This window comes from Pseudomonas sp. QTF5, from assembly GCF_000512695.2.
In the GTDB taxonomy this organism is placed as follows: domain Bacteria; phylum Pseudomonadota; class Gammaproteobacteria; order Pseudomonadales; family Pseudomonadaceae; genus Aquipseudomonas.
The window spans coordinates 40919-66309 of the sequence record NZ_AZRW02000015.1 but is presented as its reverse complement, the minus strand read 5'-3'; the positions used below and the strand labels follow the sequence as shown (position 1 = coordinate 66309).

The window sequence follows — 25391 nt, the reverse complement described above, 5'->3', positions numbered from 1 at the left end:
GAATCCTCACAGGCCTACCGCCAAGTGCCGAATCAGAACTCTCTGTCAGTTCTGATAACTGCAAGCGTCAGAAAATTTTAGGTAGGTGATTTCCGCAGGCTTGCCCGAGACGCTATCGACGTATTTCATGTTGGCCGTGACCACTTGGCAATCCAGCGTTGACGGTTCGGTCATGGAAATGACCTTGCCCACATGCAGCGGCATGCCGTAGTGATAGGGCACGGCCTGGGAGGACGACGTCTCGTTGGCCTGAGCGAAACCTGCGACCGCGGTGCAGGCGAGGGCGGTGGCGATCAGCAATGTTTGCATGTTCATGGTGGGTCTCCAGTGCAGAGGGGAAATCAGTTCGACCGAAGAGCGTCGAACCTGCCGCACTGGGCGTCAGACGGGGCTGAGGGCGTGCGGTCCAGTAAAGTTTTGGACCGTGGGGTTAAGCGATGGTTAACCGGATTGGAATGCCGCTTGTCGTGAGGGATGTGGATGAGCCCCGGTTGATCGTGAGTTACAACTTTTCGGTGTTGTATCCATTAGATCGCTTTCGCGGGCAAGTCGGATCGCCGCACCGCTCGCTCCTACGGGATTTGCGCAGATCCATCGATCACGATTGAAAACACCGCGACTGTAGGAGCGAGGCTTGCCCGCGAAGGGGCCATTAAATTCAGCGCAACTCTAGCTGGTGCCGATACGGCAAATCCGGCCCGGTCTTGCTGCAGGTCAATGCCGCAGCGCTGACTGCAAACTTGAGCATCGCGTCAATGTGCTCGCGACTCAGCTGCTGCAAACCTTCAACCGAATCCAGCTGCTGCTCGGTCAACCAGGTAATCAGCGCCGCCTGAAACGTATCACCGGCCCCCACAGTGTCGGCAATTTTCACCGAACAGGCCGGCACCGACCACGAACCGTGCGCACGGCTGAACACTGTTGCGCCTTCGCCGCCGCGGGTCAGGAACACCAACTGACAGCGATGCTCCAGCCAGCCTTCGATGACGCGCTGAGGATCTTGCCCGGGATACAACAGGCTCAAGTCTTCGTCGCTGACCTTGATCAGATCCGCCAGCTCCACCAGCGTGGCAATCCGCGAACGCCACAACTCAATGTTCGGCTCGGGATTCAGGCGCACGTTCGGGTCGAGGCTGATCAGGCGTTTACCGCTTTCCCGTCGCACCAGCGCCAGCAAGGAATCGGCAATCGGTTGCACCACCAGCGAGAACGAGCCGATATGCAGACCGCGCACTTCAGGCCCTAGCTCTGGCAGATGCGCCAGGCTTAACTGCCGATCAGCGCAGCCTTCGCCACGAAAGCTGTAATGGGGCGAGCCATTGGCACCGACCGCGACCATCGCCAACGTGGTCGGTGCGGCAAAGTCCACGAGGTAGTCCGGGCGCACACCTTCGTCCTGCAGCACGTGCTGCAAACGTCGGCCGAGGTAATCGGTCGATAGCCCGGCAAACAACGCGGCGTCCACGCCCAACCGGCGCAAACCTACAGCCACGTTGAACGGCGAGCCGCCGGCAATAGCCTTGAAATTCACTTTGGACGCCAGGCCGCTGGCATCGTCTTCGCTGAAGAAATCGAACAGCGCTTCGCCACACACCAGATACATAGTTATTCCTTCTCTTAAAGGGTTGCGACATGCTGTTGATAGCGTTCGTAGGCCTGCTGACAGGCCACCACATTTTCTGCAATCGGTAAGGTTTCACTGGCCAGGTCGAACTGCACACAACGCTCGCACAAATCCGCCAGGCTGTTTTCGTGACCGTTTGCCCAAGACTTGCACCACGCCGCCTGAATCGCTGCGCCGAGGGCCGCGGCCTCGCTGTGTTCGGTGCAAATCACTGGCGTATTCATGATGTCGGCAACGATCTGTCGCCACACCGGGCTCTTCGAGCCGCCGCCGATCAGGCAGATGCTGCGGCTTTGTAAGCCATTGTGGCGCAGCAGGTCCAGCCCGTAACGCAAACCGAAGGTGCTGCCTTCCACCACGGCGCGGCACAGATTGGCCTGGGTCAGGTTGGTCATGGTCAACCCGAGCAGGCTGCCGCTGGCATGGGGCAGGGCGGGCACCCGTTCGCCATTGAGGAACGGCAGCATGCACACGCCGTCGGCACCGATCGGTGCTTGCGCGACCATGGCGTTGAACGACTCGATATCCAATTCGAACAACTCGCGAATCGCGCCGGTTGCGTTGGTCAGGTTCATCGTGCAGATCAATGGCAGCCAGCCGCCGCTGGAGGAGCAGAACGTTGCGACCGAGGCATCCGGGCTGACGTTCGCTTGCTCGGCATAAGCGTAAACCGTCCCCGAAGAACCGAGGCTCATGGTGATCGCGCCGGGCTTTATATTGCCGGTGCCGATGGCGCCCATCATGTTGTCGCCGCCGCCGCTGGAGACCAGCGCCTTGGTGTTGATGCCGAGGTGCTCGGCGATGCTCGGCAGGATCGTGCCGACCGGTTGGTGGGCATCGATCAGCTCCGGGAGCGCGGCTTGCAGGCGTCCGGTGGGGTCGATGTCGCGCAGCAGTTGCAAGTCCCACTGACGGGTGCGCACATTGAAATAGCCGGTGCCCGAGGCATCGCCATATTCGCTGCAACTGCGGCCGGTGAGCCAGTAGTTGAGGTAGTCATGGGGCAGCAGAATGCGGGCGATCCGGGCGAACACTTCCGGATGTTGTTCTTTGGTCCAGAGCAGTTTGGACACGGTGTAGCCCGGCGCGATCACCACGCCGAGGCGTTCCAGGGCGCCTTTTTCACCGCCCAGATGGGCGAGCAAGCGGTCGTTCTCCGGCGTGGACTCGGTGTCGCACCAGAGCTTGGCCGGGCGCAGCACCTGGCCGTGATCGTCGAGCAGCACCAGGCCATGTTGCTGGCCGGAAACACCAATGCCGAGGATGGCCTGACCGTCGATATTCGCTGCGAGCAAGGCACGGTGGGTGGCCAGGGTAAAGGCTTCCAGCCATTGGTCGGTGTCTTGTTCCCGACGACCATTGGCGCCGCTGATGAGGCTGTGGGCCGCGGCGCCCTGACCGAGGACCTGTCCGCTGCTCGCATCGAGGATGATGGCTTTGGTGCCTTGGGTGCCGCAGTCGATGCCGAGGAATAGTTGTTGGTTTTCCATGGAAACACCCTACCGAAGATCGTTCCCACGCTCTGCGTGGGAATGCCTCAATGGACGCTCTGCGTCCGCTTCTGGATGGGACGCGGAGCGTCCCGGGCTGCATTCCCACGCAGAGCGTGGGAACGATCAGGTGGCGAGCACTCTTTCGAGCGTCCGCGTCACCCCAATCTCCCGCAAGCTGTTACAGCACCACTCGAACGCCGCGACAAACTCCGGAGAACGCGGAATCGCCGTCCCGAAAATCTCCTCAACCTCCAACAATCGTTGAGTGATCAACACATCATCGGCCACCAGCGCCTGACAGAACGCCGCCCGTGGATCCGGGATTGCATAGGTCTGGCCGTTCTCATCCACGCCTTTGAGGTACAGCGCCCACGCCGCCACTACCAGCGCCGCACGCTTGGTCTCCTGACCATCGGCAATCAAGCGATTGATCGTCGGCACGGTGAACTTGGGAAATTTCGACGAACCATCCGAACACACCCTCTCCAGCTGATCGGCAATTGCCTGGTTGGATAAGCGCGCCACCAGGGTGTTTTTGTACTCGGTCAGGTCGATCCCCGGCACCGGCGCCAGTTGCGGCGTCACGTCCAGGTCCATGTAGGCGCGCATGTAGCGCACGAACAGCGGGTCGTTCATGGTTTCGTGAACGAAGCGGTAACCCTTCAAAAAGCCCAGATAGGTCAGAGCCAGATGGCTGCCGTTGAGCAGCTTGATCTTCATCTCTTCGTAAGGCGTGACGTCGCCGGTGAACTGCACGCCGACCTTTTCCCACGCCGGGCGACCGTTGACGAACTTGTCTTCCAGCACCCACTGCACAAACGGTTCGCAGACTACCGGCCAGGCATCATCGACGGCATGTTTGTCGGCCAGTTGCAGACGATGCTCGGTGCTGGTCATCGGCGTGATGCGGTCGACCATGGCGTTGGGGAAGCTGACGTGGCGCTCGATCCAGTCGCGCAGATCGGCATCGCGCAGGGCGGCGAATGCCAGCAGGGCTTTACGGGTCACGGCGCCGTTGTGCGGCAGGTTATCGCAAGACATCAGCGTGAACGCGGGCGTACCGGCTGCACGACGTTTGGCCAGTGCGGCGCAGAGGAAACCGAACACGGTTTTCGGCGTGTTCGGGTGAGTCAGGTCGTGCTGGACCTGCGGCAGGTGCGCCATGAACTCGCCGTTGCTGTCGTCGATGCAATAGCCGCCTTCGGTGATGGTCAGCGAGACGATGCGGATGTCTGGATCGGCGAGTTTGTCGATCAGCGCCTCGGCGCTGTCTTCGGCCAGCAGCATGTCGCGGATGGCCCCGATAACCCGCACTTCAGCGTCATCGGCATCGCCGAGTTCGAACAGGGTAAACAGATAATCCTGTTCTTTGAGATCGTCCCGGGCGCGGCGGTCTTCGGCGCGCAGGCCGACCCCGCAAATAGCCCAGTCCTGCGCTTCGCCGGTATTCATCAAGGCATCGGTGTAATACGCCTGATGCGCGCGGTGGAAACCGCCGACGCCGATGTGCGCGATGCCTTGGCGGGTATCGCTCAGGGTGTAGGCGGGCAGGGCCACCTCGGGGGCGAGGTGGTTGAGGTTGTGTTTATTCAGTTTCATCGCATGCTCTCGGATCAGGCTGCGGCGCGCAACGGGCGGGTCAGCGCCACGCCGTCGGCATCGAATAAATGGCAGTGTTCAGCATCCAGATGCAGGCTCAGGGTTTCGCCATAACGGCTGGCCAGATCGCCGCGAACGCGCATGGTCAGCGCTTCACCGGAAGACGTCAGGACGTGGCAGAAGGTGTCGCTGCCCAGACGTTCGCTGACGTCGGCAGTGACTTGCAGGGTACAGTCGCCGGGTTGCGCCAGTTCAAGATGTTCCGGACGAATCCCCAGGGTCACCGCACCGCCGACACTCAGATTCGCCCCGCTCAGCGGCAGGGTAATGCGGGTGCCGGCGTCCAGCAGCACTTCGCAGCTTTGGCCGTTAACGCGGGTGACTTTGCCCTTGAGGAAGCCCATTTTCGGTGTGCCGAGGAAGCCTGCGACAAACAGGTTGGCCGGTTGGTGATACAGGTCCAGTGGCGAACCGACTTGTTCGATCTTGCCGCCATTGAGGACGACGACTTTGTCGGCCATGGTCATGGCTTCGACCTGATCGTGGGTCACGTAGATCATCGTGGCTTGCAGTTCTTTGTGCAGACGCAACAGTTCCAGGCGCATCTGCACCCGCAGGGCGGCGTCGAGGTTGGACAGCGGTTCGTCGAACAGGAAGATTTTCGGGTTGCGCACGATCGCCCGGCCGATCGCCACACGTTGACGCTGACCGCCAGACAATTGCTTCGGCTTGCGTTCCAGCATTGGCCCGAGTTCAAGGATGCGCGCCGCTTCGCCGACTTTCTTCTCGACTTCGGCTTTCGCTACACCGGCCAGATCCAAGGCAAACGACATGTTTTTGCGCACGCTCATGTGCGGGTACAGGGCGTAGGTCTGGAACACCATCGCCAGGTCGCGCTTGGCCGGGCTGACTTCGGTGATGTCGCGTCCATCCAGTTCGATGGTGCCGCCGCTGACTTCTTCCAGTCCGGCGATCAGTCGCAGCAGGGTGGATTTGCCGCAGCCCGACGGGCCGACGAACACCACGAACTCCTTGTCATTCACTTCGAGGTCGATGCCTTTGATGATGGAAAAACCTTCGAAGCCTTTTTGCAGATTTTTGATTTTAAGGTTGGCCATGATGGGCCTCCGTTTGTTTTTATTCAGTTGAGCCTGCCAGGCTTTTTTGTGGGATCGCGTTGGGTCGGCGATTTTCATTTCACGGCGCCGAACGACAGGCCGCGGACCAATTGTTTCTGGCTGATCCAGCCGAAGATCAGAATCGGTGCACAGGCCAGGGTCGACACCGCCGACAACTTGGCCCAGAACAGACCTTCGGGGCTTGAGTACGAGGCGATCAATGCGGTCAGTGGCGCGGCGTTGGACGAGGTCAGGTTCAGCGACCAGAACGCCTCGTTCCAACACAGAATCAGCGACAGCAAAACCGTGGAAGCGAGGCCGCCCTTGGCGATTGGCAGCAGCACCCGGACCATTTCCTGCCACAGCGTTGCGCCATCCAGGCGTGCGGCTTCGAGGATGTCCTTGGGGATGTCTTTGAAGTAGGTGTAAACCATCCAGACCACGATCGGCAGGTTGATCAGCGTGTAAATCACGATCAGCGCGATCCGCGTATCCAGCAGGCCAAAGCTCTTGGCCAGCAGGTAGATCGGCATCAGCACGCCCACCGGCGGCAGCATTTTGGTGGAGAGCATCCACAGCAGGGTGCCTTTGGTGCGCTGGGTTTCGTAGAACGCCATCGAGTAGGCCGCCGGCACCGCGATCAGCAGGCATAGGGCCGTGGCGCTGAAGGAAATCACCACCGAGTTCCAGGCGAAGCTGAAGTAGTCGCTGCGCTCGTTGATGTGCAGGTAGTTCTCCAGCGTTGGCGTGAAGATGAACTGCGGCGGTGTGGCGAACGCGTCGATTTCGGTTTTGAAACTGGTCATCACCATCCAGAAGATCGGGAAGAAGATCAGGATCGCGATGGCCCAGGCCAGGGTGCCCAGCAGCAGGCTTTGCAGACGGCGGGATTGTTGAAGAGTCATGGCGCAGGCCTCAGGCTTTGTCTGTCAGGTTTTTGCCGATCATCCGCACCAGCACGATGGCCGCGACGTTGGCAATCACCACCGCGATCAAACCACCGGCGGACGCCATGCCGACGTCGAACTGCACCAGCGCCTGGTTGTAGATCAGGTAGGCGAGGTTGGTCGAGGCGTAACCGGGGCCACCGTTGGTGGTGGTGAATATTTCGGCGAACACCGACAGCAGGAAGATGGTTTCGATCATCACCACCACCGCGATTGGCCGGGCCAGGTGCGGCAGGGTCAGGTGCCAGAAGATCGCGATGGGGCCAGCACCGTCCAGGCGCGCGGCTTCTTTCTGTTCCTGATCGAGGGACTGCATGGCGGTCATCAGGATCAGGATCGCGAAGGGCAGCCATTGCCAGGAAACAATGATGATGATCGACAGCAACGGGTAATGCGCCAGCCAGTCCACCGGCTGCGCGCCGAACAGTTTCCAGATGTAGGCGAGAATCCCCGAGACCGGGTGAAAGATCAGGTTCTTCCAGATCAGCGCACCGACGGTGGGCATGATGAAAAACGGCGAGATCAACATCACCCGCACGATGCCGCGACCGAGAAACTCACTGGCCTCCAGCAACGCGCTGATCAACACCCCGAACACCACGCTGATCAGCAGCACGCTGCCCACCAGTAACAGGGTGTTGGTGGCACCGGGCAGGAAGCCCGAGTCGCTCAGAAAGTAGCTGAAGTTCTCCAGCCCCACGAACTGGTTTTCACCGGGGTAGAGCAGATTGTAGCGAATCATTGAAAAGTAAACGGTCATGCCCAGCGGCACGATCATCCACAGCAGCAACAACGCAACCGAGGGGCTGACCAGAAACCAGCCGGGGTTGGTCAACCGGCTTTTACGCACCGGTTGGGGGATGTCCATGTGAGCTTTGACAGTTGAAATATTCATGGCGAAAGAACCGATTAAGAACAGACAAATGAAGATCAAATGTGGGAGCGGGCTTGCTCGCGAAGGGGTCGGTACATCCGATACATCTTCGGCGGTTGGAAAACCGCTTTCGCGAGCAAGCCCGCTCCCACATGGGATGCGCGGTTATTTGGGATAACCGGCGCGCTTCATTTCACGTTCGGTGGTTGACTGGGCGGCGGTCAGGGCCTGGTCGACTGTGGTCTGGCCGATCAGCGCTGCCGAGAACAGTTTTCCGACCTGGGTGCCCACGGCCTGGAACTCAGGAATGGTCACCAACTGGATGCCGACATAGGGCACGGGCTTGAGGGACGGTTTGGTCGGGTCCGCCGCTTTCAGCGATTCCAGCGTCACCTTGGCGAACGGCGCGGCATTCATGTAGGCCTCGGTGTAGGTCGAGGCACGCGTGCCTGGCGGCACGTTGGCAATGCCGTCTTTTTCCGCGACCAGCGCGCCGTATTCCTTGGAAGTGGCCCAGGTGCTGAATGTTTTCGCCGCGTCCTTGGCCTTGGAACTGGTCGGAATGGCCAGCGCCCAGGAATACATCCAGGCCGAACCATTGTCGGTGGTTTCATGCGGTGCGTAGGTGAAGCCGACGTGATCGCTGACCTTGCTTTGGGTCTTGTCGGTGACGAACGAACCGGCGACGCTGGCATCGACCCAGATCGCACATTTGCCGCTGTTAAATAGCGCCAGGTTTTCGTTGAAACCGTTGCTCGACGCGCCCGGCGGGCCGGACTTCTTCATGGTGTCGACGTAGAAGTTCAGCGCGTTCTTCCACTCGGGGCCTGTGAATTCCGGTTTCCACTGCTCATCGAACCAGCGTGCGCCGTAAGCATTAGCGACGGTGGTAATCAGCGCCATGTTCTCGCCCCAGCCAGCCTTGCCACGCAGGCAGATGCCGTACTGTTCTTTGTCTTTATGGGTGAGTTTGCCGGCAAATTCGCTGATCTGAGTCCAGGTCGGGCGTTCGGGCATGGTCAGCCCGGCGTCCTTGAACAGGTCGGTGCGGTAATAGGTGATGGAGCTTTCCGCGTAGAACGGCAGGGCGTAGAGCGTGCCCTTGACCGAAAGGCCTTCACGCACTGAAGGGAACACGTCGTCGAGGGCGTAGCTGGCCGGCAAGTCCTTCATCGGTTCCAGCCAACCCTTGGCACCCCAGAGCGCGGCTTCGTACATGCCGATGGTCAACACATCGAACTGTCCGCCCTGGGTAGCGATGTCGGTGGTCAGGCGTTGGCGCAGGATGTTTTCTTCAAGCACCACCCAATTGAGTTTGATGTCCGGGTGCTCGGCTTCGAAGGATTTCGAGAGCTTTTGCATGCGGATCATGTCGCTGTTGTTGACGGTGGCGATGGTCAGGGTCTGGGCGCCGAGGCTGACGCTACTGAGGGTCATGCAGGTGAGAGCAAGCAGAGCTTTTACCGAAGGTTGCATCGTGCACTCCTTTTCTGCACCCGGAGGGTTACAGAAGGACAGTTATTGTTTTTGTGTCTTCCTGCGGAGGAAGAATGTGCACTGATTACAACCTTCAATCGATGGGCTGACAAATCATCCATCGCACTGTGACCGATACTTTTTTGCACTTGGCTTTGGGGCGGGAGATGCAAGTACAGGCGTTGCAGAGGCGAGGGGGCATCGAATTTGTACAGGTTTCACCGGCCTCTTCGCGGGCAAGCCTCGCTCCTACAGGGTATTGCGGTACCTGAGCGAGGCTTGCCCGCGAAGGCGATCTGAAAATCACCATATGACCAAGGCCTTCAGCCTAGATTCTGCTCAGTCAAACGCTGCACGGCCAACCGCCGGTAGTGCGACGGCGTCATGCCTTTCAGCTGTTGGAAACGCCGGTTGAAGTTGGAAATATTATTGAAGCCCGATTCGAAACACACATCGGTCACCGTTTTGTCGCCATCGGCCAGCAGCTCACAGGATTTGCTGATGCGCAGGCGATTGACGAATTCGATGAAGCAGCGGCCGGTGGCCTGTTTGAACACGCGACTGAAGTAGGTCGGCGTCAGCCCCAGATGCTCGGCGACTTCTTCCAGCGGCAATTCCCGGGCGTAATGGGCAAAGATGTAATCCACCGCCCGGTTGGTGCGGTCGATATTGTGTTCATCGGCCAATTGCGGCGTTGTAGCACCGGACAGCAACTGATAGTCATCGGACGCCGCCAGCAACTCCAGCAGAATGAAAAAGTGCCCGAGCCGGGTCATGCCCTGAGTGTCGGCAATGTGCTGCATCAAGGCCATGGCCTGGCGGATCGTGCGCTTGCAGCGAAACTCGATGCCGTACTGCGCGCGCTCCAGCAAGGGTGCAAGTGTCTTGAGTTCGGAGAACACCTGATGGCCGCTTTCAAACAGTTCGTCAGTGAAATTGACCAGCATGTCGCGCTTGGGCACCACTTCGTCTTCGGCGACCTGGCTGATCCAGTTGTGGGGCAGGTTGGGGCCGGTGAGGAACAGGCTTTCGGGGTAGAAGTTGCCGATGTAGTCGCCGATAAACACCTTGCCAGAGCTGGCGACGATCAGGTGCAGTTCGTATTCCTTGTGGAAATGCCAGCGCACCAGAGGGCAGGGGAAGCCGTGCTGACGATAAATGATGGACAACCCGTTATGGTCGTCCATCAATTCGTAGGAAGGATCGGTAGCTCTGGCGGTACGCGTCATGTCCAGTGTGGTCTTTTTGTTTTTCAGACGCCAATCATGCACCCCCGCCCAAAACAGTTCCAGTTCGCCGGCCTTACGTCTTGCGCAGTCCCCTGATAAAGTTGATTTCCCTGCAATAGCTGACCAGTTGTGTCGCTCCAATAAAGTCGGCACTGATGATGCTGCACTTCGGCGCCCATCCAGAGTCCGGACCAAACCACTTGTTCAATTCCTGGGTGATTCGTTTTACTCCAGCGAGTTCTCCATAACTGGTGGCGGATAATGACCAGAGTGTGTTTTTGTGGGGCGGGTTATGCAGTGTTCTTTCAATATGCTGCCTTAGCTCTTCGGGGGAAGTAACGTCGCTGCCGCTCCATTCACTTCTGATTTTCGGCCAATACAGGGGGGAGGTGAAGTCCGGATGCCAATCGGCGGCAAGTACGATTCTTTGCAGGGAACTCGTTTGCTTTAGTGCGCCCAATGTCAAGTAACGGTTTTTTAGCGGGATCAATCGCGCGCCCAGTTCGCTCATGATGGCCTCATGAAAGCCTTTATAATCGAAACGCTTTTCATCAAGGCCTTTGAGTTCGTGCATATCCAGCACGACGAACTCATCCGGGTTTTCATTGAGGAAAAAGTCCAGGCTCTTGAACAGTTCGCTCAACGATCGGCCTCTGAGCAGCTTGTAGCCGTGAAACGTATGGAACTTCTTGACGCCCAGCCAGTGCTCGTCTGAATGGAATCGCAGGTCGAGTACCCGGACGCCCTCGTTGAGCTGCTGGATAAATGGCCCATCCTGGCAGACGAACCAGTGTTTGGCCGGTTGAACGTGGATTGGGTAAGAGAAGTCATAATCCACGCCAGAGTTATGGGCGCCGGGCCAGACCAATTCCAAGAGGGTTAACTTATCAATGGAAGATGTCGCCGCCATCCAGTTTTTATAGGGGTATATATTTGTCATTATGCAGTCCGTTGCTATATGAGAATAAAATAACGCCCGAACACCAGAGTTGTTGTTGGGCGATTTATTCTTGGTTATAGGTCAGGGGTTGCACAAGTGATTAGTGGTTTCAAAATATTGTTATTGTGGGCTATTTTTTGCCTCTATCCATTGCGACATATATTGAGTGCTTTTATGCAAATGATGGCGCAACATGCTGCCGGTAAAGTTTTCGTTACGCAAGCTTTGCAAGTTACTCCGACAGCGCTCTAAACGTTCTATTAATGCCGGACCATGGATATCTTTACGATAACGCTTGTTCAATAACTCAGCACCTGCCTGTTGGGCCTGAGTCCAGTGCAACTTATCCTGATTCAGCTTTACGGCTGCATCCGCCAGGGCTTGAGCCGAGCGAGCCACATGACCGGACCATGGCATCTCACCGCACATGCCTTCGGCGCCTATGGGGGTAGTGACATTCGGGGTGCCACAGAGCATTGCATCGACAATCTTGCCCTTGATACCCGCACCGAAGCGTAACGGCGCCAGGCACACCCTGGCTGCAGACATGACTTGCAGGGCATCTTCCGCCCAGTTCATCACATGAAAACCCTGGGCCGCATTGTGCAAGGCGGTGGCTTTGGGCGGCGTATAGGCGCCATAGATATGCAGTTGCGCCTCTGGCAACTGCGCACGGATCAGCGGCCAGATTGTGGTTTTCATCCAGAGCACGGCGTCCCAGTTGGGCGCGTGGCGGAAGTTACCGATGCTCAGAAAATGCGCACGCTCCTCAAACGCCGGCGACGCGGTGGGCAGCGGTTCGACCATCAACGGGCACCAATGCAACAGTTGTCGTGGCAACCCGAACTGCTCGACCAGCAATTCGATCTCCACTTCGGAGATCATCAGGTTCAAGTCACAGCGATACAACGCGGCGATCTCCCGTTTGGCCAGATCGGTGTCAGCCATCAGCTCGAACTCTTCGCGCAGCGCCGGGGCGAACAGCCCAGTGAAATCATCAACATCGTCACTGGCCTTCAAACGATCTTTGAGCCGCTGGTGCCGGGCATGTCGCAGGCTTTGCAGGTCGGAGGTCTCCAGCACGCGCAAGGCGTCAGGGCAGTGTTTTTCGACTCGCCAGCCAAACTGTTCCTCCATCATGAATTGATCGAACAGCACGATATCCGGTGCCAGTTCACTGACAAAGGTGTCGAAACTGCTGTTATTCAACTCGATCGGCACTTCGCGAATGCCCAGCGCGGTCAAGTCCGCACGGTGCTCACCGGTGCCGGCCGGGCTGCTAAAGGTAATGTCCCAGCCCTGCTGCAAGAACGTTTCGAGGATTTGCATGACATGCCCGCTCGCCGCGGAAGAGCGGGGCTCGGGCCAGACGTAACCAATTACCAGGACTTTGGTTGCGCGGGGCTGACTCATTGACGGGTATTCCTTGATGCGGGTAGAGAGTGGAGAAAATCGGAGCGCGAGAAAAGTCAGGCCTGGACGAGGATGCCCTTGACCTTGTCCCGCAACTGATCGATAGAGAATGGCTTGCCGATGAGATGCATGCCGTCAGGCACCTCGATGCTTTCGGCATAGCCACTGGCGAACAGGATCGGCAACTCGGGACGCAGCATGCGCGCCTGCTTCGCCAGTTCCCGACCATCCATGACCGGCAACCCTACATCCGTCATCAGCAAGTCGATGTCCTGGTCCTCATCGTTGATGAACTCCAGCGCCATTTCACAGCCATCCGCCGCAAGCACCCGGAATTCCAGTTCCTCCAGTACATCGATGATCAGCGTGCGTACGATGGCATCGTCTTCGACGACTAGAATGGTGGAGGCGTTGGTGGGCATAGTGGGCTCTCAAGGTTTGGTTGTGGTGACGTCGATCGAAATCGCCGGGCCCTTGGGTGAGTCAGTGACGGATCACGACACGTTTGCGGCGCGCTATAAAAAACAATAGCCGCTCAAGAGCCGCACAGGATAACCGCTCCTTTGCGCCAGAACAGTCAAATGCAGGGTTTTGCCGAAAAACATGCCGGAAAATTGGATCCACTCGGCAGTTGTGGGGAAAACTCGGTTACTTTCAACAGTTCGACAAGGCCTCCCCATGACCTCTGCGCCCTCGGTTGATGAGCAACGATTCCGTAAACTCCTGAGCCGCAACGTCAGCTTGCCGTTGGGTGTCGGTGTCATCAGCGCAGTGTTCTTCGTTTCGTTGATTACCTATTTGCTGTCGGTGATCCAGTGGATCCAGCACACCGACCGGGTGATCAATAATGCCAATGAGGCGATAAAGTTGACCGTCGATCTGGAAACCGGCATGCGCGGTTTTCTGCTCAGTGATGACGAACATTTTCTTGAGCCCTATGAGACGGCCAAGCCGAGAATCGCCGTCGCTCTCAATACCTTGCTCGAACTGACCGCCGACAACCCTGTCCAGACCGACCGCCTGCACCGGCTCCAGGCGTTGCAGACAGAATGGGCCCATTACGCGCAATCGATGATCGATTTGCGGCGCGCAAACGGTGACTACCGCAGCGTCATCAAGGCCGGGCGTGGCAAGCGGCTGACCGATGAGCTTCGCAAGCAATTCGAAGACGTGATCGACATGGAGCAGCAGTTGCGTGCCACGCGCAACGAGGAAGTGCGCCGTACCACGATCTGGAGCATCGCCCTTTATCTGCTGTTCGTGGCTGGTATCAGCGCAATGCTGGCCTACATTGGCCGTCGGGACCTGCTCAAGCTGTCCCAAAACTACAGCGCCAACCTCGCCGGGCAACAGGCCAGTGCCCGGCGTCTGGAACAGCAAGCCTGGTTACGCAACGGTCAGACCGAACTGGCCGAGCAAGTGTTGGGGCAGTTATCTCTCAATGTGTTGGGGCGCAACATTCTGCAGTTCTGTGCCCAATATTTAGGCACGGCTGTCGCGGCGATCTATGTCCGTGAGGATCATGGTGGTCTGAAGCGCATCGCGTCTTACGGTTTCTCCCGGGAACAGGAAGCGCTTGAACAGCAGATATACAGTGGCGAAGGGATTGTCGGCCAAGTGGCGCACCAGGCGCGTTTGATTCGTCTGGATGACGTACCGGGCGATTACTTCAAAGTCAGCTCCGGCCTTGGCGAAGGTTTACCGCATAGCGTATTGGTGGTGCCGACCAGCGACGACGATCGGGTCAACGGTGTGCGAGCCGGTGCTAATGACTACCTGGCCAAGCCCATCGACCTGGATCGCCTGTTCTCGCTGATTCGTGTGTGGTTACCGAAGATGGAGCGCCTCTAGTGGAGCGCGCCGAAATCGAATTGAGGTTGTTGATCGAGGCGATCTACCTCAAGTACAGCTACGATTTTCGCGATTATTCCGGCGCGTCGATCAAACGCCGGGTCAATCACGCCTTGAGTCAGTTCGAGTGCAAAACCATCTCGGCGCTGCAGGAGAAGGTTCTGCACGATCCGGCCGCGTTCATGCAACTGCTGCAATTGCTGACAATCCCGGTCAGCGAAATGTTTCGCGACCCTTCGCACTTCCGGGCCCTGCGTCAGGAGGTGGTGCCACTGCTCAAGACTTATCCGTCGATCAAGGTCTGGATCGCCGGTTGCAGCACCGGCGAAGAGGTCTATTCGATGGCGATTCTGCTGCGCGAAGAGGGCCTGCTGGATCGCACCATCCTCTATGCGACGGACATCAACCCGCGCTCGCTGGATAAAGCCAGGCAGGGGATTTTCTCCCTGGAGAATGTCCGGGCCTACACTCACAACTACCAGCAGGCCGGCGGTCAGCGTTCGTTCGCCGATTACTACACGGCGGCCTATGGCTACGCCATTTTCGACAAGAGCCTGTGCGATAACGTGACCTTCGCCGATCACAGCCTGGCCACCGACAGTGTGTTTTCGGAAACTCAATTAATTTCGTGCCGTAACGTTTTGATTTATTTCAACAAAAAGCTACAGGATCGCGCGTTCGGCTTGTTTCACGAATCGCTGTGTCATCGGGGTTTTCTGGCACTGGGCAATAAGGAAACCCTGGATTTCTCGGCCTATGGCAATCAATTTGAAGCATTGGTCAAACCAGAACGGATCTATCGCAAATCATGAACAGGGCAGTGCTGGAGACTCATCGGCTGGATCTCGCGGCATTGACCGTCTGTTTGTCGAGCCGGAACGAATCGCATGCTAAGTAATATCCAGGCCAAATTGCTGATCGTCGACGACCTGCCGGAGAACCTTCTGGCGCTCGAAGCCTTGATCCGGCGTGAAGACCGTATCGTCTACAAAGCCCTGTCTGCCGACGAAGCCTTGTCGCTGTTGTTGCAGCACGAATTCGCCATGACCATTCTCGATGTGCAGATGCCCGGCATGAACGGCTTTGAACTGGCCGAGTTGATGCGCGGTACGGAAAAAACCAAACACATCCCGATTGTGTTCGTCAGTGCCGCTGGCCGCGAGCTTGATTACGCGTTCAAGGGCTACGAAAGCGGTGCAGTAGACTTCTTGCACAAGCCGCTGGATGTTCACGCGGTCAAGAGCAAGGTCAATGTCTTCGTCGACCTGTATCGCCAGAGCAAAGCGATGCAGCATCAGGTCGAAGCGCTGGAGCACAGTCGCCGGGAGCAGGAGGCGCTGCTCAAACAGTTGCAGAACACCCAGAATGAGCTGGAGCAAGCGGTGCGCATGCGGGATGACTTCATGTCCATCGTGGCCCACGAAGTCCGTACGCCGCTCAATGGCCTGATTCTCGAAACCCAGTTGCGCAAGATGCACCTGGCTCGGGGTGACGCCGCGGCATTCACGCTGGACAAGATGCACGCCATGGTCGACCGCGATGAGCGGCAGATCAAAAGCCTGATCCGCCTGATCGAAGACATGCTCGATGTGTCGCGGATTCGTACAGGCAAGCTGTCGATCCGCCCCACTCGGTTTGATCTGGTGCAACTGGTGAACAATCTTCTGCAAAACTTTGCACCGCAGGTCGAGGCGGCAGAGTCGTCGATTACCTTGACGGCCGACCAGCCCGTGGTGGGCAATTGGGATGAGTTTCGTATTGAACAAGTGATGTCCAACCTGTTGAGCAATGCGCTACGTTATGGCGCCAAGAGTCCGATCGACGTACGCGTGTACAATCAGGACGGGCAAGCGCGGGTTGAGGTTCAGGATCGCGGTATCGGGATCAGTGAAGAGAATCAGCAGCGCATTTTTCAGCAGTTCGAAAGGGTTAGCGCCAAGACCGTTGTAGCAGGGCTGGGCCTTGGGCTGTTTATATCGGAGCAGATTGTCGCCGCCCATGGTGGCTCCATCACCGTCGAGAGCCGGATTGGCGAAGGCGCCTTGTTTCGCGTTTGTCTGCCGCTGCAGGAAAACAGCCCGATAAACGCAACCTCTGAGTGACCGCACGGTCGTATCAGCAGCTATTGACCGAACAAAGGCTTTCCATGAGTGAAGATGCACAAGATGTGGTACTGATCGTCGAGGATGACCCTTCGATCCTGATGGTGCTGTCCGCTTATTTGTCGGGTGAGGGTTACCGGGTGCTGCAAGCCGAAAACGGCGAGCAGGCCTTCGAAATTCTGGCGAGCAAACCGCATCTGGACATGATGATCACCGACTTCCGCTTGCCGGGGGGGATTTCTGGCGTGCAGATCGCCGAACCCGCCGTGAAGCTGCGACCGGAACTCAAGGTCATCTTCATCAGCGGTTACCCGCAGGAAATTCGCGAGACCGACAGCCCGATCACCCGCAAAGCGCCGATCCTGGGCAAGCCATTTGATCTGGATGTGTTGCAACAGATCATGCAGGACATGTTGTCCTGACCGCACCGGCCCTCGCAGGCGCTTTTTAAGATTAAAGCCCTTGTTGCAACGCCGGATCATCCGGGTTGAGCTGCTCCAGCTGTGCCAACAGGATCTGCACGTTCTGCAACTGTCCGCTTTCTTTCCAATAGTTGATCAGCAGTACGCGCGCCTTGCGATCGGCCGGGTGGCGCTGGACGATTTCCTGTAGCTGGTTCTGCGCCGCTTCCAGCTCCTGCTCACCATGCAGCGTGGTGGCGAGGTCGTAGCGGTATTCCTTGTTGTTCGGCTCGAGCTCCACGGCTTTGGACAGGCCGAGCAAAGCGAACTCGCTTTGACCGTGATGCAGCAACCAGAGCCCCAGCGCATGTTGCAGGTAGGCCGAGTCAGGTTGGGCCTTTAACTGTTTGGCCAACAATTGCCTGGCGGCATCGCTTTGGCCCTGTTTATCCAGCACTTCTATCTGCATCACCAGTGCCGGCAGGTTGCCGGGCGCCAGTTGCAACGTGCGCTCCAAGGCCTGCTGCGCCTCCTTCAGCTCGGTATTGTGCAAGTGCAGGCGCGCCAATTGGTACTGGGTTTCGGCGCTTTCCGGCTGACGCTTGAGGAGCTGCTCCCAAGCATCTATCGCTTGCTCCAAGGGGCCGAAGTACAACCCCAGTTCATCCGGCGTCAGACCCAGTAACGCGTTGACCGCCGCAAACCGGACGCTCGGGTCGCTGTCATCGAGCAAGGGCCCCAGCAACAGACTACGCTGCCCACTGGGCACCAGCCCGCTGATGCTTTTGATCGCTGCGATGCGCACATCCGCCGAGGAATGTTGCAGGTCCGCATCCGCCAGTTTCAGGGCTTGCGGGCTTGGATAGTTGGGCAGTTCGGCATGCAGCCAGACACGGCGCTTGTCTGACAGGTCGGGGCGGCCCAATTGCTGATAAAGCACCCGCGCCGCCCCCGGTTGACCCGCGCGTGCCTGGGCCAGCGCTTCGCTGTAGCCATGCTTGATCGCCACCGGCACCACAGGCGTCGTGCTACGCAGGAAAAACCAGGCGAGGGCGAGGGCAAACACCACGCAGAGGCTGATGAGCAAGTAGCGGCGGGACTGAGGCATGCAGGAATCCGGGAGCTGGCAGGCATTTACAAAGTCACCAGCTTCGGTCAGGCCGGGTTGTGAGTCAAATCCAAGCTTGATTCAGCACGCAGTCGTCGGTGAATTTGCCTACAGGTCTTGTCGATATTGAAACCTGTCGACGCACTGAAGCAATGACTACGCTTGCTGGAGATGACTTCATGAGCGCTCCCATGCAACCACTGCTTCAATATTTCAAGGCGATACTCAACCCCGGACGAGAGGTGCTGCTGTTCGCCCTGAGGACCATTGTGGCCGGACTGCTGACGTTGTATCTGGCCTTCCTGTTCGACCTTGAGCAGCCCAAGTGGTCGATCATGGCGGTGGTCATCGTCAGCCAGCCATTGGGCGGCATGGCCCTGGCCCGAAGTTTCGGCCAGGTGCGAAAACTCCCCTGGTAGTCGCCTGCTGGCCAACATCAACCCCAGTTACACCTGGGTCAAGCTGGCGCAACGGGTGCCGGTGCGGATTCAGATCGACGCCGACCATGTCGCCAAAAACCACCTGCGGGCCGGGACCACGGCTACGGTAACCATCATGGAAAACGGGGATAGCAAGACAAGCCACTAGCCCCCTTGTGGGAGCGGGCTTGCTCGCGAAGAGGCCGGTACATCCAATAGATATTCTGCGGCTGACACACCGCATTCGCGAGCAAGCCCGCTCCCACAGGGTGTGTGGTGACTCCAGCAGTGTGCAGCCAAAAAAAAGCCCCGCGACCGAATGAGGCGCGGGGCAAAAGAATTGGTTGGTTGCGGCCAACCAAAGGAGCTCTTTAAAACGTTACTTGCTGGCGACCGTCTCTGGCTGCCAGCCGCCGCCGAGGGCTTTGTAGATGGCGACGATGCCGCGATACAAATCGACTTCAGCCTGGGCCTGGGTGTCTTCGGCTGCCAGGCGCTCACGCTGAGCATCGAGCAGCACGAGGAAGTCCACGGTGCCTTCGCGGTAGCGAATGTCGGCGAGATCGGCAGCGGCGCGGCTTGATTCGCTTTGGCGAATCAGCGAGATCAGGCGCTGCTGACGTTTGCCGTAATCGCTGAAGGCGTTTTCCGACTCCTCCAACGCCAACAGTACTTGCTGCTCGTAGGTCGCCAGAGCGCCTTCGGCTTCAGCATCGGCACCGCGCAAACGGGCGCGCACGCTGCCCAGGTCGAACGCCGCCCAGGTAATGCTTGGGCCCAGTGCCCAAGCGTTGGCCGCCGAGGAACCGATCTGCGAACCGCGTCCGGCAGTAAAACCGAGGAAGCCGCTGAGGCTGACCCGGGGGAACAAGTCAGCCTTGGCCACGCCGATGCGGGCGGTGGCGGCCGCTAGTTGGCGTTCGGCGCTACGGATGTCCGGACGCCGCTGCAGCAGTTCGCCCGGATCACCGATCGGCAAGGCCTTGGCGATTGCCGGCAAGTCTTTTGGACTCAAGTCGACGGTCAGTTTGTCCGGACGCTCACCCAGCAGGGTAGCGATGCGGTTGCGCTGACGCACCTGTTCGGCCTGCAGTTGCGGCACGCTGGCTTCGACAGACGCCAGGCGCGCATCGGCGCGAACCACGTCGAGCTGATCGCCGACACCGGCATCACGCAGGCTTTCGGTGATCTTGCGCGATTCCTGTTGGTTGTTCAGGTTGGCCAGGGCGATCTTTTCCCGTAGCTGTGCGCCACGCAGTTGGCCATAGGCGTCCACCAGTTCGGCAATCATGGTGACTTGCAGCTGGTAAAGATCGGCTTCGGCGGCCTGCTGTTCGGCATCGCTGGATTCCAGGTTGCGCTGGATGCGACCGAATAAGTCCAGTTCCCAGGCCATGTCCAGGCCCAGGTCATAGCGTTCACTGCTGACGCGGTCGGTGGTCTGGCCGGGAATCTGACCTTTGGCCAGATCACTGCTGGCGCGGCTGGTGATGGTCGGCATGGCGTCATTGCTGGCGTCATCGCGAATTGCCCGGGCCGCTTTCCAGCGAGCGAAGGCTACGCGCAAATCGCGGTTGCCTTGCAAGGATTGCGTCACCAGCTGGTTCAGAGTCGGATCGTCGAACTGCTGCCACCAGATGCCTTCGAAACGGGCGCGGTCGAAGTTCTTCTGACCGGCGCTGCCATCGGTGGCGGCCGTGATGTTGGCCGCCTCCGTCGCTGGGGTTTTGTAATCCGGGCCAACAGCGCAGGCACTCAGGGCCAGTACCAGAAGGCTCGGCAGGAAGGCTTTCAGACTCATTGTTGCGCCTCCAGTTGCTTTTCCAATTTCAGCGCCTTGGCCGCTTTGCGCGCTTCACCGCGCTCCACAAAGTTGCGAATCAGGACGTAGAACACCGGCGTCAGCAACAGACCGAAGAAGGTCACCCCGAGCATCCCGGAGAACACCGCCACACCCATGGCATGACGCATTTCGGCACCGGCACCGCTGGAGAAAACCAGAGGCACAACACCCATGATGAACGCGAAGGAGGTCATCAGGATCGGCCGCAGACGCAGACGGCAAGCTTCCAGCACCGCTGCCAGCGGGCCGAGGCCTTCTTCCTGTTTATCCTTGGCAAACTCGACGATCAGAATCGCGTTCTTACACGCAAGTCCCACCAGTACGATCAAGCCGATCTGGGTGAAGATGTTGTTGTCGCCGCCCGAGGCAATCACACCGGTAATGGCCGACAGCAGGGTCATCGGTACGATCAGGATCACCGCCAGCGGCAGGCTCCAGCTTTCGTATTGAGCCGCGAGCACCAGGAACGCCAGCAGTACGCAGAGCGGGAACACGAACAGCGCGGTGTTGCCGGACAGAATCTGCTGGTAGGTCAGGTCGGTCCACTCGTAGGTCATGCCGTTGGGCAATTCGTCCTTGAGCAGTTTCTCGATGGCTTTCTCGGCTTGGCCGGAGCTGTAGCCGGGGGCTGCCGCACCGTTGATTTCAGCGGTGATGAAGCCGTTGTAGTGCATTACACGGTCCGGGCCCGAGGTGTCACTGACCTTGATGAAGGTCGCCAGCGGAATCATCTCGCCCCGGTTGTTGCGCACTTTCAGCTGACCGATCTGGTCGGATTCGAGACGGAACTGCTGCTCAGCCTGAACGTTGACCTGATAGGTGCGACCGAAGCGGTTGAAGTCGTTGGCATACAGCGAGCCCAGATAGATCTGCAGGGTGTCGAAGATGTCGCTGACGGCCACGCCGTGAGTCTTGGCTTTTTCCCGGTCGATGGCGGCATCGACCTGCGGCACGTTCACCGTGTAGCTGGTGAACAGACCAGCCAGTTCCGGCACGCTTTGGCTTTTGGTGATGATGTTCATGGTTTCTTTGTACAGCTCGTCATAGCCCAGGTTGCCCCGGTCTTCGATCTGCAGGCGGAAACCGCCAATGGTCCCCAGGCCTTGTACCGGCGGCGGCGGGAAGATCGCCATGTAGGCTTCCTGAATTCCGGCGTACTGGCCGTTCAATGCACCGGCAATCGCACCGGCGGACATGCTCGGATCCTTACGTTCGTCGAACGGTTTCAGGGTGACGAACACGATGCCGGCGTTCGGGCTGTTGGTGAAACCGTTGATCGACAGACCCGGGAAGGCCACCGCGCTTTCCACGCCAGGCTGTTTCAGGGCCAGGTCGGACATGCGCTTGATCACCTCTTCGGTGCGGTCCAGGCTCGCGGCATCCGGCAGTTGCGCGAAGGCCACCAGGTATTGCTTGTCCTGGCCGGGCACGAAACCGGTCGGGGTATTGGAGAACCCGAAGAAGGTCAACACCATCAGGCCGGCGTACACCAGCAGGGCGATACCGCTGCTGCGGATAACCCGGCCCACGGTGCCGACATAACCATGGCTGGCCTTGTCAAAGAAGCGGTTGAACGGACGGAACAACCAGCCACCGAAGAGCTTGTCGAGGACCTTGGAGAAACGGTCTTTCGGCGCGTCGTGGCTCTTGAGCAGCACGGCGGCCAGCGCTGGCGACAAGGTCAGCGAGTTGAAGGCCGAGATCACGGTCGAAATCGCAATCGTCAGGGCGAATTGTTTATAGAACTGCCCGGTCAATCCGGAGATGAACGCAGCCGGGATAAACACCGCACACAGCACCAGCGCCGTCGCGATGATCGGACCGGTCACTTCGCGCATCGCACGCTTGGTGGCTTCTACAGGGGTTAATCCGAGCCCGATGTTTCGCTCGACGTTCTCCACCACCACAATCGCATCGTCGACCACGATACCGATGGCCAGTACCAATCCGAACAGCGACAGGGCGTTCAACGAGAAGCCGAACAGATGCATCACGGCAAACGTACCGATCAACGAAACCGGCACCGCCACCAACGGGATAATCGAGGCGCGCCAGGTTTGCAGGAACAGGATCACCACCAGCACAACCAGGATCAGCGCTTCGAAGAGGGTGTGAACCACCGCCTCGATGGAGCCGCGCACGAAGATCGTCGGGTCATAAACGATGCTGAAGTCCATGCCTTCCGGGAAGTTCTTCTTCAGCTCGGCCATTTTCTCCCGAACGTCGTTGGAAATCTGAATCGCGTTGGAACCAGGGCGCTGAAAGATCGGGATCGCCACTGCCGGCTGGTTGTTCAGCAAGGAGCGCAGGGCGTATTGGCTGGAGCCGAGTTCGACGCGAGCGATGTCTTTGAGGCGAGTGATTTCACCATTCTCGCCGGAGCGAATAATGATGTTCTCGAACTCTTCCTCGGAAACCAGACGGCCTTGGGTGTTGACCGACAGCTGGAACGCGGTGGCATTCGGCGCAGGCGGCGCGCCCAGGGCACCGGCCGCCACTTGACGGTTCTGTTCACGAATCGCGGTGACCACATCGGTGGCGGTCAGGTTGCGCGAAGCGGTCTTGTTCGGATCGAGCCACACCCGTAGCGAGTAGTCGCCCATACCGAACAGCTGCACATCACCGACACCGCCCAGACGCGCCAGCTCATCCTTGATGTTGAGCAAGGCGTAGTTGGACAGGTAGAGCATGTCGTAGCGTTTGTCCGGCGAGGTCAAGTGCACAACCATGGTCAGGTCGGGCGACGCCTTGTCCACGGTAATACCGATGCGCGTCACTTCCTCGGGAAGCTTCGGCTCGGTCCGGGTCACGCGGTTCTGAACCTGCACCTGCGCGTTGTCCAGGTCAGTGCCCAGGGCAAAGGTAATGGTCAGGGTGATCTTGCCGTCAGCGGTGGACTGCGAGGACATGTACAGCATGTTCTCGACGCCGGTGATGGCTTGCTCCAAAGGAGCGGCCACGGTTTCACCAATGACTTTAGGGTTGGCGCCCGGGAAGTTGGCACGGACCACAACGGTCGGTGGCACGACTTCCGGGTATTCACTGATCGGCAACTGGAACAGCGAGATGGCGCCAGCGATCAGGATCAGCAGCGACAGTACCGCTGCGAAGATCGGCCGTGAAATGAAGAATTGGGAAAAATTCATCGGAGTAATTGTCCCTTAACCGCGTGGAGTCGCAGCAGCCACTTTCACAGCCGTTCCCGGCGCGACCTTGGCAGGTGCGACTTGGGGCAGGTTGCTGGCTTCCAGCGCTTTTCGTTGTTGTGCGAGAGCCGCGAGGGTTTGTTCGCTGGCCATCGGGATCACTTCAGGCGTGACCGGTGAACCAGGGCGAACCCGTTGCAGGCCCTTGACGATGATGGTGTCGTCTTTGTTCAGGCCGCTGCGCACGATGCGCAGACCTTCGATCTTCGGACCCAGCTCGACGGGGCGGTAAGCCGTTTTGTTGTCGGCATCCATCACCAGCACGAACTTTTTACCCAGGTCGGTACCGACCGCTTCGTCGTTGATCAACACCGCGGAGTAGGTGCCGCTGCCCACCAGTTTCAGGCGTGCATAAAGCCCCGGGGTGTAGGTGCCGTCGCTGTTGTCGAACACTGCACGACCGCGGATGGTGCCGGTATTCGGGTTGACCTGGTTGTCGATGAAGTTCATCTGGCCCTGGTGCGGGTTGCCGTCTTCATTGGACAGGCCGAGGTAAACCGGCGTGGTTGCGCCGCGTTGGCCCTGGCGGGCGAGCTGGGTGTATTTAAGGAAGACACGCTCGTCGGCGTCGAAGTAGGCGTAGACCTTGTCGGTGGACACCACGCTGGTCAGCGCGGTGGTATCGGCGGTCACCAGGTTGCCGGCGGTGATTTCCGCACGGCTGACACGGCCGCTGATAGGCGCAGTGACGCGAGTGAAACTCAGGTTCAGTTTGGCCAGGTCAAGTTGGGCCTGGAGGGCGCCGACGGCGGCGCGGGCTTCTTGAGCCGCGCTGGTGCGCGAGTCGGCGAGTTCGGCGGAAATCGCGTTGCTGGTGCGCAGACGTTCGCCGCGCTGGGATTCGTTTTCGCTGCGGGTGGCGGTGGCGCGAGCTTGGGCAACCAGGGCTTCGAGGCGGCGGACCTCAGCCTGGAATGGACGCGGGTCGATCTGGAACAACAGATCGCCTTTCTTGACCAGCGCGCCTTCGGTGAAAGCCACGTCATCGATCTGCCCGGAGACCCGTGGACGAATCTCTACCGTTTCCGGCGCTTCAAGTCGCCCGGTGAATTCGTCCCACTCGTTGACCGGTTGTTCCAGCACCTTGGCCACGCTGACGTTGGCCGCGGGCATCGTGGCGGCAGCGTCCGGGGTCTTGCCGCAGGCGCTCATCACCAGCACGGCCAACAGGGCCAAGGGGAAGCGCAAATGTTTGAGTGACTGTTCCATGGATGCAATCCGCCAATATATTGAGATGGACGGATAATGCTTGGTGGGGGGTGTATGGCACGAATCGAATGGGGCGAAGGTAACTATCATTCGGAATGATATAAGCCCAAAGGGAGCCCTCTAGCATGCACCTTCCGTGAGCGGGCTATCAAATGAAATGATGACAATTCAGTGTTGCAGGGAGTGTAAGGGAGGCTTTAAACCGGGGCGCGGCTTTCGCGGGCAAGCCTTAATACCGGTCAGTTAAGCGTGATACTGAACCTGTGGCGAGGGAGCTTGCTCCCGCTGGGCCGCGAAGCGGCCCCAAAATGGGACTGCTTCGCAGTCCAACGGGAGCAAGCTCCCTCGCCACAGGTTACTCATCGCTTGTCCTGTCTCTTAACTGACTGGCATTAGTTAATGTAGGGCTAACGCACATCCACCGCCAGAGCGATGAGCAGCTGCTGACAGGGTTACAGGTGGTAGCTGAAGCTAGCCATCAACGAGTTTTCATCTACTGCGTCATCGATCGCACTCGTCGCACTCAGGCTCAAACTCCA

General features: G+C 58.8%; 19 protein-coding genes and 3 pseudogenes. 6 read left to right on the top strand and 16 right to left on the bottom strand.

What is annotated here, in order from left to right:
• Positions 1–45: 45 nt before the first annotated feature.
• The 12 genes from IC37_RS14250 to IC37_RS14195 all read right to left on the bottom strand — a co-directional run bounded on the left by IC37_RS14250 (position 46) and on the right by IC37_RS14195 (position 13135).
• Positions 46–315 (bottom strand): DUF2790 domain-containing protein, encoded by a 270-nt coding sequence (locus IC37_RS14250; RefSeq protein ID WP_030130276.1) that lies wholly within the window; start codon positions 313–315, stop codon positions 46–48.
• 343 nt (positions 316–658) lie between these two features.
• Positions 659–1603, bottom strand: a complete 945-nt coding sequence (locus tag IC37_RS14245) for a carbohydrate kinase (protein WP_030130275.1) — start codon at positions 1601–1603, stop codon at positions 659–661.
• A 14-nt stretch (positions 1604–1617) separates the two neighbouring features.
• Positions 1618–3114: a xylulokinase gene (gene xylB / locus IC37_RS14240; protein WP_030130274.1), complete on the bottom strand. Its 1497-nt coding sequence runs from the start codon at positions 3112–3114 to the stop codon at positions 1618–1620.
• A 126-nt stretch (positions 3115–3240) separates the two neighbouring features.
• Positions 3241–4716 carry a mannitol dehydrogenase family protein gene (locus IC37_RS14235; RefSeq protein WP_030130273.1) on the bottom strand — a complete coding sequence of 492 codons (1476 nt, stop codon included), beginning with the start codon at positions 4714–4716 and terminating at the stop codon, positions 3241–3243.
• Positions 4717–4730: 14 nt separating this feature from the next.
• Entirely contained in the window at positions 4731–5834 is a 1104-nt protein-coding gene (locus IC37_RS14230; protein WP_030130272.1) for an ABC transporter ATP-binding protein, read from the bottom strand.
• A 74-nt stretch (positions 5835–5908) separates the two neighbouring features.
• Positions 5909–6739, bottom strand: coding sequence for a carbohydrate ABC transporter permease (locus tag IC37_RS14225; protein WP_030130271.1), 831 nt, complete (start codon positions 6737–6739; stop codon positions 5909–5911).
• A gap of 10 nt (positions 6740–6749) precedes the next feature.
• A complete protein-coding gene (locus IC37_RS14220; protein ID WP_256580738.1) occupies positions 6750–7649 on the bottom strand; it encodes a carbohydrate ABC transporter permease in 900 nt (299 codons plus the stop codon).
• Positions 7650–7820: 171 nt separating this feature from the next.
• Positions 7821–9131 (bottom strand): sugar ABC transporter substrate-binding protein, encoded by a 1311-nt coding sequence (locus tag IC37_RS14215; RefSeq protein WP_030130269.1) that lies wholly within the window; start codon positions 9129–9131, stop codon positions 7821–7823.
• Positions 9132–9454: 323 nt separating this feature from the next.
• A complete protein-coding gene (locus IC37_RS14210; protein WP_030130268.1) occupies positions 9455–10360 on the bottom strand; it encodes an AraC family transcriptional regulator in 906 nt (301 codons plus the stop codon).
• A gap of 73 nt (positions 10361–10433) precedes the next feature.
• On the bottom strand, positions 10434–11300 hold the full coding sequence (locus IC37_RS14205) for a phospholipase (protein ID WP_030130267.1): 867 nt from the start codon (positions 11298–11300) through the stop codon (positions 10434–10436).
• A gap of 120 nt (positions 11301–11420) precedes the next feature.
• Positions 11421–12713 carry a glycosyltransferase gene (locus tag IC37_RS14200; protein ID WP_030130266.1) on the bottom strand — a complete coding sequence of 431 codons (1293 nt, stop codon included), beginning with the start codon at positions 12711–12713 and terminating at the stop codon, positions 11421–11423.
• A gap of 56 nt (positions 12714–12769) precedes the next feature.
• Complete coding sequence (locus IC37_RS14195; protein ID WP_030130265.1) at positions 12770–13135, bottom strand: response regulator; 366 nt, start codon at positions 13133–13135, stop codon at positions 12770–12772.
• Positions 13136–13391: 256 nt separating this feature from the next.
• On the opposite strand from IC37_RS14195, the pseudogene IC37_RS14190 reads away from it, so the two are divergent.
• From IC37_RS14190 to IC37_RS14175, 4 genes and pseudogenes are all read left to right on the top strand, one after another.
• Positions 13392–14468, top strand: a pseudogene (locus IC37_RS14190) (CHASE3 domain-containing protein); the annotation flags it as partial.
• Between the two features lie 95 nt (positions 14469–14563).
• The gene (locus IC37_RS14185) at positions 14564–15376 is read left to right on the top strand and encodes a protein-glutamate O-methyltransferase CheR (RefSeq protein ID WP_030130263.1); all 813 of its coding nucleotides are present in this window, start codon (positions 14564–14566) and stop codon (positions 15374–15376) included.
• 75 nt (positions 15377–15451) lie between these two features.
• Positions 15452–16666: a hybrid sensor histidine kinase/response regulator gene (locus IC37_RS14180; protein ID WP_030130262.1), complete on the top strand. Its 1215-nt coding sequence runs from the start codon at positions 15452–15454 to the stop codon at positions 16664–16666.
• 44 nt (positions 16667–16710) lie between these two features.
• A complete protein-coding gene (locus IC37_RS14175) occupies positions 16711–17088 on the top strand; it encodes a response regulator (protein WP_007905602.1) in 378 nt (125 codons plus the stop codon).
• Between the two features lie 31 nt (positions 17089–17119).
• On the opposite strand, the gene IC37_RS14170 is transcribed toward IC37_RS14175, so the two are convergent.
• Complete coding sequence (locus IC37_RS14170; RefSeq protein WP_030130261.1) at positions 17120–18175, bottom strand: tetratricopeptide repeat protein; 1056 nt, start codon at positions 18173–18175, stop codon at positions 17120–17122.
• A 191-nt stretch (positions 18176–18366) separates the two neighbouring features.
• Here IC37_RS14170 and IC37_RS14165 point away from each other — a divergent pair.
• Both IC37_RS14165 and IC37_RS30540 read left to right on the top strand, forming a co-directional pair.
• Positions 18367–18576: pseudogene (locus IC37_RS14165) on the top strand (FUSC family protein); the annotation flags it as partial.
• 1 nt (position 18577) lies between these two features.
• Positions 18578–18763 (top strand): annotated as a pseudogene (locus IC37_RS30540) (HlyD family secretion protein); the annotation flags it as partial.
• A 210-nt stretch (positions 18764–18973) separates the two neighbouring features.
• Here the strand turns inward: IC37_RS30540 and IC37_RS14155 are convergent.
• Genes IC37_RS14155 through mexE form a run of 3 tightly spaced genes read right to left on the bottom strand, consistent with a single transcriptional unit; the run spans position 18974 to position 24852 of the window.
• The gene (locus IC37_RS14155; protein ID WP_007905575.1) at positions 18974–20395 is read right to left on the bottom strand and encodes an efflux transporter outer membrane subunit; all 1422 of its coding nucleotides are present in this window, start codon (positions 20393–20395) and stop codon (positions 18974–18976) included.
• Positions 20392–23583, bottom strand: coding sequence for an efflux RND transporter permease subunit (locus tag IC37_RS14150; protein ID WP_030130259.1), 3192 nt, complete (start codon positions 23581–23583; stop codon positions 20392–20394). Before IC37_RS14150 ends, IC37_RS14155 begins: the two co-directional genes overlap by 4 nt.
• Positions 23584–23598: 15 nt before the next feature.
• Positions 23599–24852, bottom strand: a complete 1254-nt coding sequence (gene mexE / locus IC37_RS14145) for a multidrug efflux RND transporter periplasmic adaptor subunit MexE (protein ID WP_030130258.1) — start codon at positions 24850–24852, stop codon at positions 23599–23601.
• Positions 24853–25391: the final 539 nt, after the last annotated feature.

Coding starts and splice junctions, on each gene's coding strand:
- IC37_RS14215 (WP_030130269.1), bottom strand. CDS start 9,131: ATGCAACCTTCGGTAAAAGCTCTGCTTGCTCTCACCTGCATGACCCTC.
- IC37_RS14180 (WP_030130262.1), top strand. CDS start 15,452: ATGCTAAGTAATATCCAGGCCAAATTGCTGATCGTCGACGACCTGCCG.
- IC37_RS14250 (WP_030130276.1), bottom strand. CDS start 315: ATGAACATGCAAACATTGCTGATCGCCACCGCCCTCGCCTGCACCGCG.
- mexE (WP_030130258.1), bottom strand. CDS start 24,852: ATGGAACAGTCACTCAAACATTTGCGCTTCCCCTTGGCCCTGTTGGCC.
- IC37_RS14230 (WP_030130272.1), bottom strand. CDS start 5,834: ATGGCCAACCTTAAAATCAAAAATCTGCAAAAAGGCTTCGAAGGTTTT.
- IC37_RS14170 (WP_030130261.1), bottom strand. CDS start 18,175: ATGCCTCAGTCCCGCCGCTACTTGCTCATCAGCCTCTGCGTGGTGTTT.
- IC37_RS14235 (WP_030130273.1), bottom strand. CDS start 4,716: ATGAAACTGAATAAACACAACCTCAACCACCTCGCCCCCGAGGTGGCC.
- IC37_RS14220 (WP_256580738.1), bottom strand. CDS start 7,649: ATGGACATCCCCCAACCGGTGCGTAAAAGCCGGTTGACCAACCCCGGC.
- IC37_RS14175 (WP_007905602.1), top strand. CDS start 16,711: ATGAGTGAAGATGCACAAGATGTGGTACTGATCGTCGAGGATGACCCT.
- IC37_RS14210 (WP_030130268.1), bottom strand. CDS start 10,360: ATGACGCGTACCGCCAGAGCTACCGATCCTTCCTACGAATTGATGGAC.
- IC37_RS14150 (WP_030130259.1), bottom strand. CDS start 23,583: ATGAATTTTTCCCAATTCTTCATTTCACGGCCGATCTTCGCAGCGGTA.
- IC37_RS14195 (WP_030130265.1), bottom strand. CDS start 13,135: ATGCCCACCAACGCCTCCACCATTCTAGTCGTCGAAGACGATGCCATC.
- IC37_RS14155 (WP_007905575.1), bottom strand. CDS start 20,395: ATGAGTCTGAAAGCCTTCCTGCCGAGCCTTCTGGTACTGGCCCTGAGT.
- IC37_RS14225 (WP_030130271.1), bottom strand. CDS start 6,739: ATGACTCTTCAACAATCCCGCCGTCTGCAAAGCCTGCTGCTGGGCACC.
- IC37_RS14200 (WP_030130266.1), bottom strand. CDS start 12,713: ATGAGTCAGCCCCGCGCAACCAAAGTCCTGGTAATTGGTTACGTCTGG.
- xylB (WP_030130274.1), bottom strand. CDS start 3,114: ATGGAAAACCAACAACTATTCCTCGGCATCGACTGCGGCACCCAAGGC.
- IC37_RS14205 (WP_030130267.1), bottom strand. CDS start 11,300: ATGACAAATATATACCCCTATAAAAACTGGATGGCGGCGACATCTTCC.
- IC37_RS14245 (WP_030130275.1), bottom strand. CDS start 1,603: ATGTATCTGGTGTGTGGCGAAGCGCTGTTCGATTTCTTCAGCGAAGAC.